Annotated in this window: 12 protein-coding genes; 3 read left to right on the top strand and 9 right to left on the bottom strand. The window is 70.5% G+C overall.

The features are described from left to right. Positions 1-24 precede the first annotated feature (24 nt). The 4 genes from YIM_RS15780 to YIM_RS15765 form a co-directional block, all read right to left on the bottom strand. Entirely contained in the window at positions 25-1020 is a 996-nt protein-coding gene (locus YIM_RS15780; protein WP_228004762.1) for a Gfo/Idh/MocA family protein, read from the bottom strand. A gap of 93 nt (positions 1021-1113) precedes the next feature. Further along, a complete protein-coding gene (locus YIM_RS15775; RefSeq protein WP_153037017.1) occupies positions 1114-3912 on the bottom strand; it encodes a BTAD domain-containing putative transcriptional regulator in 2799 nt (932 codons plus the stop codon). Between the two features lie 93 nt (positions 3913-4005). Next, the gene (locus YIM_RS15770; RefSeq protein WP_228004761.1) at positions 4006-4236 is read right to left on the bottom strand and encodes a hypothetical protein; all 231 of its coding nucleotides are present in this window, start codon (positions 4234-4236) and stop codon (positions 4006-4008) included. Between the two features lie 92 nt (positions 4237-4328). Further along, complete coding sequence (locus YIM_RS15765) at positions 4329-4796, bottom strand: Lrp/AsnC family transcriptional regulator (protein ID WP_153031069.1); 468 nt, start codon at positions 4794-4796, stop codon at positions 4329-4331. A 211-nt stretch (positions 4797-5007) separates the two neighbouring features. Between YIM_RS15765 and YIM_RS15760 the strand changes: the two genes are divergently transcribed. The 3 genes from YIM_RS15760 (at position 5008) to YIM_RS15750 (ending at position 7470) form a co-directional block, all read left to right on the top strand. Then, positions 5008-5883: a DMT family transporter gene (locus YIM_RS15760; protein WP_228004760.1), complete on the top strand. Its 876-nt coding sequence runs from the start codon at positions 5008-5010 to the stop codon at positions 5881-5883. A 161-nt stretch (positions 5884-6044) separates the two neighbouring features. Beyond that, positions 6045-6605: a protein disulfide oxidoreductase gene (locus YIM_RS15755; protein ID WP_228004759.1), complete on the top strand. Its 561-nt coding sequence runs from the start codon at positions 6045-6047 to the stop codon at positions 6603-6605. Positions 6606-6609: 4 nt separating this feature from the next. After that, positions 6610-7470 (top strand): cytochrome c biogenesis CcdA family protein, encoded by an 861-nt coding sequence (locus tag YIM_RS15750; RefSeq protein WP_153031066.1) that lies wholly within the window; start codon positions 6610-6612, stop codon positions 7468-7470. Between the two features lie 9 nt (positions 7471-7479). On the opposite strand, the gene nhaA is transcribed toward YIM_RS15750, so the two are convergent. The 5 genes from nhaA to YIM_RS15725 form a co-directional block, all read right to left on the bottom strand. Beyond that, positions 7480-8793, bottom strand: coding sequence for a Na+/H+ antiporter NhaA (nhaA, locus tag YIM_RS15745; protein ID WP_153031065.1), 1314 nt, complete (start codon positions 8791-8793; stop codon positions 7480-7482). Positions 8794-8957: 164 nt separating this feature from the next. Further along, a complete protein-coding gene (locus tag YIM_RS15740; protein WP_194240164.1) occupies positions 8958-10448 on the bottom strand; it encodes a hypothetical protein in 1491 nt (496 codons plus the stop codon). 115 nt (positions 10449-10563) lie between these two features. After that, complete coding sequence (locus tag YIM_RS15735; protein WP_228004758.1) at positions 10564-11769, bottom strand: NAD(P)/FAD-dependent oxidoreductase; 1206 nt, start codon at positions 11767-11769, stop codon at positions 10564-10566. Next, on the bottom strand, positions 11766-13247 hold the full coding sequence (locus YIM_RS15730; protein ID WP_153031064.1) for an amino acid adenylation domain-containing protein: 1482 nt from the start codon (positions 13245-13247) through the stop codon (positions 11766-11768). Before YIM_RS15730 ends, YIM_RS15735 begins: the two co-directional genes overlap by 4 nt. Continuing rightward, positions 13244-15151 carry a beta-ketoacyl synthase N-terminal-like domain-containing protein gene (locus tag YIM_RS15725; RefSeq protein ID WP_153031063.1) on the bottom strand — a complete coding sequence of 636 codons (1908 nt, stop codon included), beginning with the start codon at positions 15149-15151 and terminating at the stop codon, positions 13244-13246. Before YIM_RS15725 ends, YIM_RS15730 begins: the two co-directional genes overlap by 4 nt. Positions 15152-15185 lie beyond the last annotated feature (34 nt).

Here is a 15185-nt window from a genome sequence, read left to right as displayed (position 1 = left end):
CTGGGCCTCAATACGGCAACCGGCTCATTCGCCCGGGTAGCGGACCCCGAGCTGCGCGCGGATCTCGTCCATCGCCGCCATGACCCGGACCGTGGCGTCCAGCGGGAAGATCTCCGACTCGGTTCGCCCGGCCGCCAGGCAGCGCGCCGCCTCGGCGGCCTGGTAGCGCAGGCCCCCGTGCCCCGCGTCCGCCACCTGCGCGTGCTCGTCGACCAGCTTGCCGTACCGGTCGTGCAGCCGGACCCAGGTCGGGCCGTAGAACGGGCCGCCGATGTCCAGGCGGCCGCCGGTGCCGCAGATCGACGCCGTGCCAGGGGTCGCGCCCAGCATCGAGGCGTGCAGGACACCGTGCGCGCCGGCGGCGTTCGTGACGGTGATGGCCTCCTGGGTGTCGACACCGAGCTCGGTCAGTGCGCCGACCGCCGTGACCGAGGTGAACGGTCCCAGCGCGAACTCCGCGAACGACACCGGGTAGACGCCGAGGTCGAGCAGGGCGCCACCGGCCAGGTCCGGGCTCGCCAGCCGCGCCGGACCGTCGGGGTACAGCGGCTGGCCGTGATCGGCGAAAACCGTGGTGACCTCACCGATCAGCCCGTCCGCCAGCGCCTGCCCGATCACGTCGTAGTGCGGCAGGAACCGGGCCCACATCGCCTCCACCAGCAACAGCTGCTTCGCCTTTGCCAGCTCGACCAGGTCCTCGGCTTCGGCCGCGTTGCGGGTGAACGCCTTCTCGACCAGTACCGGCTTGCCCGCCTCCAGCGCGAGGCGGGCCTGCGCGTGGTGTTCCGAATGCGGCGACGCCACGTAGACGATGTCGACCCGCGGATCGTTCACCAGTTCCGCGTAGGAGCCGTACGCCGAGGCGGCGCCGAACTCATCGGCGAACGCCTTCGCGCGTTCCAAGCTCCGCGAGCCGACGGCGGCGATCTCCTGTCGTGTCCCCTGTCGCAGGGCCGCGCAGAACAACCGCGCGATCCCACCCGGCGCGAGGATTCCCCACCGCACGACGGGTGCCTCCATCGGATCCGGCGTACGCGGAGCGGGCAGAGCGGCCATGGTCTTCGGACCCTTCGTCGGGGAACGCTGCACGGCCCATCATGCCGCGAGCGCGCGTCAACGGGCAGCAGACACGGTCGCGGTGATCCGCGGCCACGCCCCGAGCCCGTCGAGTTGGCGTCGCACGCGCTCGAAATCTTCGGTGCGGCCCTGTTCGCGGTACAGCTCCAACGCCTCCCACCACACTTCGCGCGCCTGGTCGTGCTCGCCGAGTGCGGCGTACGGGTGGCCGCAGTTGTCCAGCGTGTTGGCGGCCTCGTAGGCGTGGCCGAGTTCGCGGCGCAGGGCGAGTGCCCGCCGGTAGTGGTGGACGGCCTGCCGGTGCCTTCCCGTCTGGTGCTCGACGTAGCCGAGACTGTCCAAAGTGGCCGCTTCACCCTGGGCGTCGTGGTGGCGCCGGTGCAGGACGAGAGCTGCTTGGCAGTGCGAGCGGGCGGTCTCGAAGTCACCGAGGCGGGCGGCCGACCAGCCGACCCCGTTCAGCGCCTGCGCTTCCCGCACCGGCTGGTCGAGGCCGCGGAAGAGATCGAGAGCGCGTTCGCCGTGTTCCAGTGCGCGCTGGTCGTTCCCGCTCAGTTCCCAGGTGCCCGCGAGGTCGTAGTGGGTGTAGGCCAGCAGAGCGGTGTCGTGGTGGCGCTCGGCCAGTTCCAGTGCCCGGTTCAGGTGCTCCGTTGCCTCCGTCAGCTGCCCCAGCAGGGCGTGGGCGCGGCCGAGTAGCCGCTGCACGAGGCTGCGCACGGCGGGATGCGGCTCGGCCGCCGTCAGCGCGGCCTGCCACACCGCCAGCTCGTCACGGAAAAGCCCGCGCCGGTAGTGGAAGGTGTGCAGCGTCCACGCCAGCTGCCACACCACGCGGTGGTGCCCGGCGGCGGCCGCGGCCTGCTGGGCGGCCAGCAACTGGGGATGTTCGGCGGTGAGCCAGGCCATCGCGGCCGTGTCGTCGGGCAGCGGGTGGACCTGGACGTCGGCCGCGGGTGACGGCAGGTCGATCGGCTGGCGGTGGGGATTGAGCAGGCGCTCGGCGGCGTGTGCCGTGTGCAGGTAGAAATCCAGTACCCGCACCGAAGCTGCCCGCCGCTCGGGCTCGGGCACATCTACGGTGGCGGCGTAGGCGCGGATCAGGTCGTGCATGGCGTAGCGGTCACCGGCGTGGCGATCGATCAGCGAGGCGTCTTCCAAGGCCTGCAACGCTTTTCGCGTCCTCATCGGGGAGAGCCCGAGCAGCGCGGCCGCCGCGGGCAGGCTGATGCCGGGACCGGGCGCGCTGCCCAGCAGGGCGAAAACCGTGCGCTGCGCGCCGGTCATCGCGCGCAGCGACCAGGACAGCGCCGCGGGCAGGCTGGCGGCGGGATCGTCGTTGTCCAGCATGTCCATGCCCAGCTCACGCAGTTCGGCGGCGAACTCGGCGAGCGGGACGCGCGGGCGGGTGGCGGCGTGCCGGGCCGTGATCGACAGCGCGAGCGGGTAGTACCCGCACAACTCGGCCAGTTCGCCGGCCGCGGGCTCGGTGGCCACCCGCAGGTCCCCCAGCCGTTCGGCCAGCAGCGCGTACGCCTCCTCCTCGGTGAGGACGTCCAGTCGCACGTGGCGGGCACCGTGCCGGTCGATCAGCGAGGCCAGCTTGACGCGGCCGGTGACCAGCACGGCACACGACGGGCTGCCGGGCAGCAGGGGAACCACCTGCTCCGCGCCGGCCGCGTTGTCCAGCACCACCAGCAGGCGCTTCCCCGCGACCAGGCTGCGGTACAGCGCCGCCCGCGCGGCCGGCTCGGCGGGCAGGCGGGCGCGGTCCACGCCGAGCGCGTCGAGAAATCCCCGCACCGCGACCGCCGGATCCACCTGATCGCCACCGGGGCTGAACCCGTGCAGGTCGACGAACAACTGCCCGTCGGGGAACCGGTCGAGGTGCCGGTGGGCCCAGTGCAGCGCCAGCCAGGTCTTGCCGATACCGCCCGGCCCGGCGACGGCCGCGATGCCCATGCCGCCGGTCTCGGCGAGGGCGGCGTCCAGCCGGTCCAGTTCCTCCTGCCTGCCGACGAACGGCGCCGGTGGCGCGGGCAGCTGGCGGGGTACCGGACTGGCGGCCGTGGCGCGGACGGGACCCAGGTCAGCGGCGAGGATGCGCTGGTGGAGGTGCTGGAGTTCGGCACCCGGCTCGGTGCCCAGTTCGTCGATCAGGTGCCGCCGGAGGCGCTGGAAGTGCTCCAGCGCGTCGGCCTGGCGACCGTCGCGGTAGAGGGCGAGTATCAGCTGCCCGGCGGCGCGCTCGTTGAGCGGGTCGGCGGCCGTGCGGGTGAACAGATCGGGCAGGAGTTCGCGGTGCCGCCCGCACTCCAGCGCCCAGTCGATGCGGTCGGCCGCGGCGGCGACCCGTTCGTTGTCCAGGCGTTCGCGGATTTCCTCGGCCCATGGGGTGTCCAGTTCGGCCAGCGGATCCCCGCGCCACAACGCCAGCGCCTCGTCGGCCAGCTCCACCGCGCGAACGGGGTCGTTACCGGCGCGCGCCTCGCTGAGCAGCCGGCGGAACCGATGCACATCGACCTCACCGGTTCCGATGCTCAACCGGTAACCGATGTCCTGCCAGGTGATCGTGACACCGGCCGGGGCGAGCGTCTGGCGCAGCTGAGAAAGGTAGGTGCGCAACACCGACCGCGACCGCGCGGGCGCCCGGGCGCCCCAGACGCGGTCCATCAGACGATCGATCGGCACCACCCGGTCCGCTGCCAGCAGCAGCACCGCGAGCACCGACCGCTGCCGGGACGGGCCCAGCGGGAGCGGAACCCCGTCGAGGCGCACCTCCAGCGCGCCGAGAACCCCCGCCGCGAACCCCGGTTGCCCGGTCCGGTCGTGCTCCATGGTCACACGCCCTGTGTACCGATCTTGACCAGGCGATTCAACAGGGGCGGGCGCCAGCCTCGAACTCGGCCGAACGCCGCCCCGTCGGTTCTGTTACTGCGACAACCGCTTGGCGAGCAACTGCTTGCCGAGTTCGGCGCCCTTGCGGCTTTCCTCCTGCGCGCGGCGGAAGAAGTCGGCGAGCTCCTTGTCCCCGTCCCGCTCGGCGTCCTGCCGGTAGTTCTCCATCCGCAGCGCGTTGGACAGGCACGCCTCGGTGAACCAGATGATGTTGTAGTGCTTGTCCTTGGTACCGGTGACCTCGCCGGTCTCCTGGTGTGTCACGACAACCCCTTTCCTTGTCCGGTCCTTTTCTTGTCCGATATGACAGGCGTACCCCGCGTGCCCGGTTTCATTCCAGATCGGCCGAACTACGGCTACAGCTCGTCCGGAGCCGACGGGGTCACCACCGGACGGCGGAAGTGGTCGAAGATGACCGAGGTCCGGACGTCCACGATCTCCTTGCGCTGGGTGAGGCGGTCGAGGATGAAGCCGCTGAGGTGGTCGTTGTCGGCGACGGCGATGTGCAGCAGGAAGTCGTCGCTGCCGGACATCACAAAAACCGAGAGCACCTCGGGCAGGCTGGTCACGAAGGCGCGGAAGGACTCGATCACCGCGCGGTCCGGCGGGCGCAGCCGCACCGCGACCATCGCCTGCACCGGCCTGCCGATCTTCTTCAGATCCACCTCGACGCGGTGGCCGCGCACGATCCCGCGCCGGGTCAGTTCCCGCACCCGCTCCAGGCAGGTCGACTGCGCGATGTGCAGGCGCCGCGCGAGTTCCTTGTTGGTCTGCTTGGCGTCCTCCTGCAGCAGGGTCAGCAACGCCGTATCAAGTTCGTCCACCGGGACCCCATCCTCGTCGAGACCGAGCAGAATTCGACGTTCTCCACTCGTCGCCGAATTTATCACGGCACAACTCGAAGGCTTCCCGCACGCTGTTACGGTCGCGCCAGAACCACAGCGCACCATCAGGGGGGAGCAGATCTTGTCCATTTCCCAGTCGGCCGAACCTGCCACAACGGTTCCCGGAAGCAGTGCAGCGCGGGGACTTTCCGTGGCCGCGATCCTCGCCGCCGCGCTGATCTGGAGCAGCTCGTTCGCGGTCACGAAGGTGGCACTCGCCGAGATCCCGCCGATGACCATCGGCGCACTGCGCTTCGTGCTCGCCGCGGTGATCCTCGGCCTGCTGGTGCACACCCGCCGGGACAAGCGGCTCCCCTCCCCGCGCCAGCGGCTGCGCATCGGATTCGCGGGCCTTCTCGGCATCACGGTGTACTTCGCGGTGGAGAACATCGGTGTCGCCTGGGCCACCGCTTCCGACGCGACGCTGATCGTCGCCGCCTACCCGATCATCACGCTGGTGCTGGAAATCCTGTGCGGCCGCGCCCGGTTCTCCGCCGTCCGGTTCGCCGGGATGCTGGTGGCGATCGCCGGGGTGTGGCTGGTCGTGCGCGGCCAGACCGGTGGTGGCGGCGAGCACCGCCTGTGGGGCGACCTGCTCCTCCTCGCGGGCGGCGTCGTCTGGGCGGTGTACAACCTCGTCGCCCAGCGGGACGACTCCGGCGCCTCGCCGATCGTGATCACCTACTACCAGACACTGGCGGGCGCGGGCGGTTTTGTGCTGCTCTCGCTGTTCGAAGCGGACCGCTGGACCGTGCCGTCCGGAGGAAACCTGCTGCGGATCGGCTTTCTCGCGGCACTGTGCTCGGTGGCGGCGTTCCTGCTCTACAACCACGGCCTCCGGCGGCTCGAATCGAGCGTCGCGGTCAACCTGCTCAACATCGTCCCGGTCGCCGGCCTGGGCTGGGCCGTGCTGCTGGCGGGCGAGTCGCTCGAACTCCACCAACTGCTCGGTGGTGCCGTCGTGATCGCCGGCGTGACGCTGGGCAGCTACCGGAAGTCGACCCCTCACTCCACAAAGGACGGATGAGGCCCGGAGAAACGAGAACAAGTGCACGATCGTGGTCAGCGAGGAGCTGCCGCCGATCAAGCTGTTACGGCCTGCTTACGGATACGCCCGCGCCGGACCGGTGCGGCCGCGCACCGCCTACTGTCGGCGCCGCATACCGTTCGCTCCGAGAGGTGGTCACGGTGAAGCTCTTCCGGTCCGTGGGACTGGTTATCGCCACATTCGTGCTGATCGCGGGGTGCGGCACGCCCGCGGGCACCGGCGGGCAGCCCGGCACACCACCACCCCCGGCCGCACCGGGCACGCCAGGCACCACGGAACCGGCCACCGCCGCCGGGCCCGAACAGCTCCGGTTCGACGTGAAAACCATCGACGGCAAGGACTTCTCCGGGCAGAGCCTCGCGGGCAAGCCCGCGGTGCTGTGGTTCTGGGCGCCGTGGTGCCCGGTGTGCCAGCGGGAAGCCCCGACCGTGGCCAAGGCAGCGCAAGCGAGCACCGGCACCACCTTCGTCGGGGTCGCCGCCCAGGACGAGGTGCCCGCGATGCGGGACTTCGTGGCCAAGTACCAACTGGGCACCTTCGAGCACCTCGCCGACCTGGACGCCGCGGTGTGGAAACGGTTCGGCGTGACCAAGCAACCGGCGTTCGCGTTCATCGGCGCGGACGGCTCGGTGGACGTGGTCAAGGGCACGCTGTCCGAACAGGACCTCGCCGCGCGCGTCGGCGCGCTCTCCGGCACCTGACGGCGTGGACCCGCAGACGCTGGGCTTCGCGCTGGCCGCCGGGCTGGTGGCGGCGCTGAACCCGTGCGGCTTCGCGATGCTGCCCGCCTACCTGACCCTGGTGATCACCGGGCAGGACGGCGGGGCACGCGGCCGCACCGCACTGGTCGGCCGGGCACTGACGGCCACCGCCACGATGGCACTGGGCTTCCTGGTGGTGTTCGGCGCATTCGGCCTCATCGTCGCGCCGCTGGCGGCCTCGGTGCAGCAGTACCTGCCCGCGATCACCGTGGTGATCGGCGCCGCGCTGCTCGGGCTCGGCCTCTGGATGCTCACCGGGCGGGAACTCACCCTGTTCCTGCCCGAGCCGGGCAAGGGCGCGCCGACCGCGCGGCTGGGCTCGATGTTCGGCTACGGCCTGGCCTACGCGATCGCCTCGCTGTCCTGCACGATCGGCCCCTTTCTCGCGGTCACCAGCGCCACCTTCCGCGGCGGTTCCGTTCTCGGCGGCATCACCGCCTACCTCGCCTACGGCCTGGGCATGACACTGGTCGTCGGCGTGCTCGCGACCGCCGTGGCGCTGGCCAGTTCCGCCGTGACCACCGGTTTCCGCCGGATGCTGCCGCACATCAACCGGATCGGCGGCGGACTGCTCGTCCTCGTCGGCCTGTACGTCGGCTACTACGGCGTCTACGAACTACGGCTGTACTTCGGCGACGGCGACGCCGGCGACCCCGTGATCGAGGCCGCCGGCGCCATCCAGGAAACCCTGGCCGGTTGGGTGGACAGCATCGGCGTGCTGCCACTGCTGGCCGTACTCGCCGCGATGATCCTCGGCGCCGTGGTGCTCAGCCGTCGCAAGGCGGGCAAACGCGGGCCGGAATGACGCTGGCGCTCAGGTGTCGTCGCGGCGTTCGTAGATGTCTGGGATTCCGTCGGCGTCCTGGTCGATGTTCTCCAGTTCGTGGATTCGCCGGTAGACCCGGTTGCGGGCACGCAGGATGATCGTGGCCAGGAGCGCGGCCAGCAATGATCCGGCGAGGATGGCGACGCGGGCGTGGTCGTCGGGTTCGCTGCCCGCGCCGAAAGCCAGTTCGCCGATCAGCAGTGAGACGGTGAACCCGACACCGCCGAGCATGGCCAGGCCGAGCACATCCACCCAGCCCAGCCCGTCGTCCAGCTCGGCCTTGGTGAACCGGGACAGCAGCCAGGTGGCACCGGAGATCCCGACGGTCTTGCCCACCACCAGACCGGCCACGATGCCCAGTGCCACCGGGTCGGTCAGCGCGCTGCGCAGGCCGTCCCAGCCACCGAGCGGCACACCGGCGGCGAACAACGCGAACACCGGCACGGCCACCGCCGCGGACAACGGCCGGAACCGGTGCTCGAAGTGCTCGGCCAACCCGGGCCCGGCGTCCGGTCCCCCGGCGCGTTCACTGCGCAGCACCGGCACGGCGAAACCGAGCAGCACCCCGGCCACGGTGGCGTGGACGCCTGATTCGTGCACCCACATCCAGGTCAGCGCGGCCAGCGGCAACAGCAGCCACCACGACCGCACCCGGTACTGCACCAGCAGGGTGAATATCCCCAGCGGCGCCAGCGCCAGCAGCAGCGGCACGATCTGCAGGTCATCGGTGTAGAACAAGGCGATGATCAGGATCGCGAGCAGGTCGTCGACCACGGCCAGGGTGAGCAGGAAGGTCCGCAGCGCCGAGGGCAGGCAGCGCCCGACCACGGCCAGCACCGCCAGCGCGAAGGCGATGTCGGTGGCCGTCGGGATCGCCCAGCCGCGGGCCGCCTCACCACCCCCGGCGTTGATCGCGACGTAGATCAACGCCGGAACGGCCACCCCGCCACAGGCCGCGGCGATCGGCACGACCGCCCGGCGTGGATCACGCAGGTCCCCGGCGACGAACTCGCGTTTCAGCTCCAGCCCGGCGACAAAAAAGAAGACAGCCAGCAACCCGTCCGCGGCCCAGGTCGCCACGGGCAGATCCAGGTGCAGCGCCGACGGGCCGAGTTCGAAGGAACGCACCGACTCGTAGAACCCGCTCCACGGCGAGTTCGCCAGCACCACCGCGACCACGGCGGCGGCCAGCAGCAACGCCCCGCCGATCGTCTCCTTGCGCAGGATGTCGGCGATCCGCCGGGTTTCCGGCCACGACCTGCGGCTGAACAACACCGGACGGGCTCGAGGACTGCGGGACATGCCGGTCTCCTGCGATTCGCCGGCGGGTAGCGCCCACTGGCCGCGTTACCCCCGCCCCGGCCGGGGCGAGGGTGCCGACCAGACTTCCCGGCGCACCACGCGCAAAGATGCCGTAAAGATCGCCCCCAGGCAAATCGCGCCACCCGACGGCGTGGCGGCCGGGGTTACGCCCGCATCAGGATGAAGTCGCCGTGGCCGCCGTAGCCAAGGACGGGTTCGGCGTACTGGGTGCCGTTGAACGTCGGCATCCACCAGGAACCGTTCACCCGGACCAGCATCGGGTGCGGGATGTTGGTGCCGTACGGGGCATCCAAGGTGCCCAGCTTCCGCATCTTCAGGTCGTACACCGGATATTGGCGGGCATCGCCGTCGCTGGCCAGCACGTACCACTGGCCGCCGATCTTCTGGATGATGGTGCCTTCGGTCTGGTCGACCGACAGATCGGCGCCGACCAGTTTGAGGCCGTCGGCGTAGTCGGCGCCGCGGGATCCCGCCGCGAGCGCGGGGTGGAACACGAACGAGGGCTGCTGGGCGGGACTTTCCACGAAAGCGAGGTGCCAACTGCCGTTGATCTTGGTCAGCGCCGGATCCCACGAACTGACGCTGGTGGGCAGGGGCAGCCGTTCGGTGGGCAGGACGTGGACACCGGAAAGCACGTCGGCGCGGGTGGTGGCGTGGCGGATGTGCACGCCGTTGAAGGCGAAATCCCCCCACGAACTCATCAGGACGATGAACCGCCGCCGCTCGTCGTCGTAGACGATCTGACCTGCGTGGTCGCCGAGCACAACGCCGTCGCGGGCGAAGAACAGCGTCGCGACCTGTTCGAGCTTGGTCGGGTCGGCCAGATCGAGGGTCCACACCGCCCAGTGCGCCTGCTGGAAAAAACCCAGTCCGGCGTTGGTCATCGTCAGATACAGCTTGCCGTTCTTGATGTAGGGCCTGCCATCGGCGTGCTGGACGACGTGCGGATCACGCACCCCGGCCTGGCCGAAGTAACCGGCCCGCACCCGGCCCAGCAGCGTGGAGCCGCCGCCGCGCCCGCCGTAGGCGTAGCTCAGGTTGCCCAGCACCGCCGGATCGCGCAGGTCGATGCGGGCGCGGACCTGGTCCCGTTCGGTGATCAGCGGCTGCCACCCGGCACCGGTGCCGGTCGTGTCCGCCAGCACGGTCACCGCGTTCTCGTTGAGCACGACCGCGAACCCGAACGGCGCCTTGAGCGCGGCGGGCGCGGTCTTGACCACGCTGGTCGTTCCGCCCCGGGTGACCTCGACGCTGACCGTGCCGGTGCCCGCGTCGTAAGCGCCCAGCACGGATCCGTTGTCCCCGGCGAACCCGGCGACGACCCCGGCGTCACCGTCGAGTCTCCGGACTTCGACGGTGACGGTGCCGAACGGCGCCCTGGGCCGGACACCGGTGGTGATCAGGGTGCCGCGGGTCTCCTGCCGCGGTGTCACCGCCGAGTCGTACTGCACGAACCGCGGCGCGATGAGGTCGAACGGCCGGAACTGCTCGGCAACCGAGAAGTGCAGGTCGAACGGGGTGGCCTCGGGGGCCGCCCCGGCCGGGACGGTGCCGAGCAGGCCCGCCGCACCGGTCACCCCCAGCAGCGACAAACCACGCAGGATATTGCGCCGGTCGATTCCGTACTCGCTCACGTGACCTCCGGTAAGGGGGATTGCGGAAAGACCCAGCAACTCAGCACTCAGCTTGCAACGTGGCATGCCGCGTGGCAATAGCCAGTTGGAGCAATAGGGGCATCGCTTCCCGGGGTCACGAAGGCGTCAGCAACTCCAGCAGTTCCGGGGTGTAGAGGGCGCTGACGGTGCCGATACCGGCGACCATGTCGAAGTAGATCGAGGTGAGTTCCGGATCGGTCCGCACGGCCCGCAGCAGCGCGAGCCGTTCCTCGTGCGGTGATGCCAGCCGCGCCACCGCCAGGGTGGATTCGTATCCCGGCACGAGCGCGGCCTCACAGTCCTTTGTGTACTGAAGCAGCGCCTCGTCGAGCAGTGCCGGATCACCGGCGAGACGGTCACTTACCCGCTGTGCCAAGGTTTCCGCCTGGAAGAAGGCGTCGCTGATCCCGCGGGCGGTGATGGAGTCCTTGTGGTGTCCGGCGTCGCCGACCAGTGCCCAGCCGGGGCCTGCTGACTGACGGAAGAAGTTCTGCTGGTCGCCGGTGCCGCGAAGCCGCTCTATCCGCTCCTTGCCCCGCAACCGGTCGTACAGCGCCGGTGCCGTGGTGCGCACCTGGTCCAGGTGGGCGCGGGCCGCGTCGGCGCGGACCTCCTCGAAGCGGGACTGCGGGAAGTAAGCCAGGACGAGGGTCGCGTCGTGGTGGGTGGGGACGGCGGCGACCATGCCGGACCCCGTCTTCTCGTAGAGTTCGAGCGCGGCGGGCACGTCTGCCCAGTACGAGTAGTAGGCACAGGTCAGTTTCGGATCCTGGACGGTGTACGGGGCTCGCACGAGCCGGGCGACCGTGGAGCGCATGCCGTCCGCGCCGATCACCAGCCGCGCCCGCGCCGTGAAACGCCGGTTGCCGTGGGCGGCTTCGACGCCGGTGACGCGGCCGGTGTCGTCGTGCAGCAGGCGGGTGACGCGGCATCCCCCACGCAGTTCCGCTCCCGCCGCGGTCGCGGCATCGGCCAGGATGGAGTCCAGGATGTGGCGACGCGGGGAGTACGCGGCGCGTTGCCCCGCCACTCCCCTGGCACAGCCGTCGAGCTGGATTCCGGCCACCTCGTACCGCGCCCGGTCCAGTGGCGGGCAGCCCGAGGCACCCACGGTCTCCAGCAGGCCCCAGCGGGCGAGCGCGGCGACTCCCGGCTGGTAGATGACATGGGTGGAGAGCGTGTCCGACGGGAACGTGGCCCGGTCGAGCAGGAGAACCCGGTGACCCGCGCGGGCGAGCAGCATGGCGGTGGGCGCGCCCGCGCAACGGGCCCCGACCACGATCGCGTCGAACACGGTCATCGCCCCAGTGCGCCGAGCAGGGCTCGCCGGTCGACCTTGCCGTTGGCGTTGAGCGGCAACTCGTCCAGGACGGTGATCCAGCGTGGCAGCAGGTAGTGCGGCAGGCGGCTGGCGAGCGCGGAGTACAGGTCGTCGGCGACGCACTCGACACCGCTGACGACGGCCGCCAGCTCCGGGTGGTCCTCGGCAGGCACCGCGAGAACGGTCGCGTCGCGGACACCGGGCAACTTCCGCAGTACGGCTTCGACCTCACCCAGTTCGATCCGGTGGCCACGGATCTTGACCTGGTGGTCGGTCCGGCCGAGGAAAACCAGCACGCCGTCCCGCCAGGTCACCCGGTCACCGGTCCGGTACCAGCGGCCCCGGGCTTCGCCGTCGCCGGAGAAGTCCGCGGCCAGGAACCGTCCGGCGTCGTGTGCGGGATCGAGATAACCGGAGAAGCACTGCGGCCCGCGAACGCACAGCTCACCACTGTCGGCCGGGGCGCCGTTCTCGTCCAGCAGCAGGGAGTCCAGCGTCGGGAAGCAAGTTCCGATCGGGACCGTGCCGTTGGGCGTGTCCGGCCAGTCGGCGGGGTCGTCGGGCAGCCGGTAGGCGGTGCAGTACACGGTGAGTTCGGTCGGGCCGTAAACGACCTCCAGCCTGCTGCCGGGCGCGGCTGCCCGCCACTGGCGCACCGCGTCGAGACCGACCGCCTCGCCACCGAACAGACTCCACCGCAGTGTCGGCATGCTGCCGGGTACGAGCGTGCCGAGGCGCTCGGCGAACGAGATCAGCGACGGCACCGAGAACCAGTGCGTGAGCCGCAGCGTGTTGACCGTTTTCACCGGTGACAGGAGCTGACCGCGCTGCGGTACCACCAGCGTCCCACCGCACGCCCAGGCGGCGAACAGGTCGTGCACCGACCCGTCGAAGGTGAGGTCGAAATTGCCGGAGACCCTGCTGTCCGTACCGATCTCGTACCGGGAAACCACTTGCCGCACATAGGAATCGAGGTTGCGATGGGTGATCGGCACGCCCTTCGGGGTGCCGGTCGACCCCGACGTGAAGATGATGTAGACGAGGTCGTCCGAGCTGACTTCCGGGTAGGACGACGACCTGCCGCCGCTCTCGCTGGTATCCGCCACGAGCTGGCGCACATCGAGGTCCGCGCGGGCGGTGTCGGTGAGCACCAGGTCGATTTCCGCCGCCTCGACGACGTCGCGAATGCGGGAGGCCGGGTGCTCCGGGTTGAGCGGTACGACGGTCGCACCGGCTCGCATGATGGCGAGGTATCCGGCGTACGCGGCCACCGAGCGGCCGGCCAGCAGCCCCACGCGCCGCGGCCGGGTGTCACCACACGTCGCGATCAGCCGCGTGGCGAGCCGCTCCACCAGCTCGCGCAGCTCATCGTAGGTCAGCCGGTCTTCGCCGGCTTCCAGCGCGCAGCAGTGGCCGAACGCGTCGGCGGAGCGGTCGAACCAGGTGTACGCGTTCATCGCGCCGCTTCCTCCAGTTCGCGGGTCCACCGGCGCAGTTCGGCCACGGTGCGCAGCCGGTCGAGCACCTCGGGATCCACCTCTCGGCCGGTCCTGTGCTGCAGTTCGACGATCAGCTTCAGCTTCGCCAGCGAGTCGATGCCGATGTCGGCGAGCGTGGATTCGGGCTGGAACCGGGTTCGCGCGTACTGGCGAAGAATCCGGGTCGCCAGGTCGCCTTCCTCGCGCTGCTCCCCCGGCCAATAACGCTTGGTCTGCCAGGGATAGGTGGGCAGCGGCACGTAGCGGCCCGCTTCGCCGAACACCTCGGCCCAGTCGACCGCCTCGCCGGATTCGTAGCGGTCGGCGATCTCGGTGAAGGCCGGATCGGCGGGGGCGCCACCCGCTCCGGTGAGTGCGCCCACCAGCTCCTGGTGCGAACTGCCGACCACGGCAAGGCGGTGTTCCAGGTGCTGACGGCGCATCGCGGCACTGCGGCAGATCTCGCGTACGGGATACGCGGCACCGGGTCCGCTGAGGTACGCCATGTACGCCCGTGACAGCGCCGCGAGAGCTTCGGGCGTACGGGCCGACAGGGCCAGCAGAGCGGGCGTGCCGCTCCGCTGGTCATCGGACGGCGCGTGGGTTGTCGCCTGACGCAGCACCACATGCACGTTGAGCGCGGAGGAACCCTGCCCGGAGACACCGGCGACGGCTGGGCGGCCGAGATCGGGCAGATCCGTCAGCTTCGCCGGTATCTCCACCGGGAGTTCCTCCCAGGCGACACCGGGATGCGGGGTTTCGACGTGCAGGCTTGCCGGGACCCGCCCGTGTTCCAGGCACAGCACCGCCTTGATCAGCCCGGCCAGGCCGGCCGCCGCCTCCGCGTGGCCGATGTTCGACTTGACCGAACCGGCCAGTAGCGGCCGGTCCGCCGGGCGCCCCGCACCCAGCACGCGGCCGAGAGCGGTGAGTTCCAACGGATCCAGCAGTGGCGAACCCGCGCCGTGCGCCTCCACATAGTCCACATCGGACGGTGGGACCCCGGCATCCTCGTACGCCCAGCGCAGCACCTCCACCTGCCCGGTCAGTGACGGGTTCAGCACCGAGTCGCTGGTGCGGCCGTCGTTGCCGATCGCGCTGCCGGCGATGACCGCGCGGATCCGGTCGCCGTCGGCGAGCGCCGCGGCCAGCGGCTTGAGAACCACAACGGCCACCGCGTCGCTGGGCGCGTGCCCGTCGGCGCGTGCGTCGCCGAACTTGCTGCGACCGTCCTCCGCCAGTGCCCCGGCCTGCGACATCATGACGCCTTCGTCCGGCCTGAGCGGCAGGTTCACCCCCGCGGCGAGCGCGATCGGACTCTCACCGGCACGCAGGCTCCGCACGGCTTGGTGCACGGCCACCAGCGACGACGAGCAGGCGGTGTCCACCACGACGCTGGGCCCGCGCAGGTCGAAGAAGTGGGACAGCCGCGCCGGGAGCAGCGAGCGGACATTGTTCAACGCGGCGGCGGTCACCGCCGTCAGCCCTCGCCGGAACACGTTTTCCAGGTGGTCCGAACGGGAGTTCCCGACAAAAACGCCGGCCCGGCTGCCGGCCAGCAGGTCGGGCCGCTGGCCCGCGTCCTCCAGCGCCTCCCAGGCCGTCATCAGCAACAACCGTTGCTGTGGATCGAGATCGACCGCCTCCGCGGCCGACATGCCGAAGAAGTCGGCGTCGAAGTCCGCCACTCCGTCCACATGACCGGCGCGACGAGCCGCCGACTCCGAGACGTTCGCGTCGTAGCGCCCATGCGGTGTCGCACTGGTGGCGTCGATGCCCTGGCTCAACAGTTCCCACAGCTCATCCGGCCCTGATGCGCCGGGGAGCCAGCAGGCCATCCCGACAACCGCCACCGACCTCGCGTCCACAGTGGTCACATCCATCACTCATCCCCCGCTGTCTGGCCCTGATCGGCCA

It is taken from the genome of Amycolatopsis sp. YIM 10, assembly GCF_009429145.1.
Lineage (GTDB): Bacteria > Actinomycetota > Actinomycetes > Mycobacteriales > Pseudonocardiaceae > Amycolatopsis.
Note: the sequence above shows the minus strand (reverse complement) of the source record. Positions and strands in the feature narration are given on the sequence as shown.

What these genes read in the sequence shown, in the direction of transcription:
- YIM_RS15780 (WP_228004762.1), bottom strand. Translation starts at nt 1,020, where the DNA reads ATGGAGGCACCCGTCGTGCGGTGGGGAATCCTCGCGCCGGGTGGGATC.
- YIM_RS15775 (WP_153037017.1), bottom strand. Translation starts at nt 3,912, where the DNA reads ATGGAGCACGACCGGACCGGGCAACCGGGGTTCGCGGCGGGGGTTCTC.
- nhaA (WP_153031065.1), bottom strand. Translation starts at nt 8,793, where the DNA reads ATGTCCCGCAGTCCTCGAGCCCGTCCGGTGTTGTTCAGCCGCAGGTCG.
- YIM_RS15735 (WP_228004758.1), bottom strand. Translation starts at nt 11,769, where the DNA reads ATGACCGTGTTCGACGCGATCGTGGTCGGGGCCCGTTGCGCGGGCGCG.
- YIM_RS15730 (WP_153031064.1), bottom strand. Translation starts at nt 13,247, where the DNA reads ATGAACGCGTACACCTGGTTCGACCGCTCCGCCGACGCGTTCGGCCAC.
- YIM_RS15725 (WP_153031063.1), bottom strand. Translation starts at nt 15,151, where the DNA reads ATGGATGTGACCACTGTGGACGCGAGGTCGGTGGCGGTTGTCGGGATG.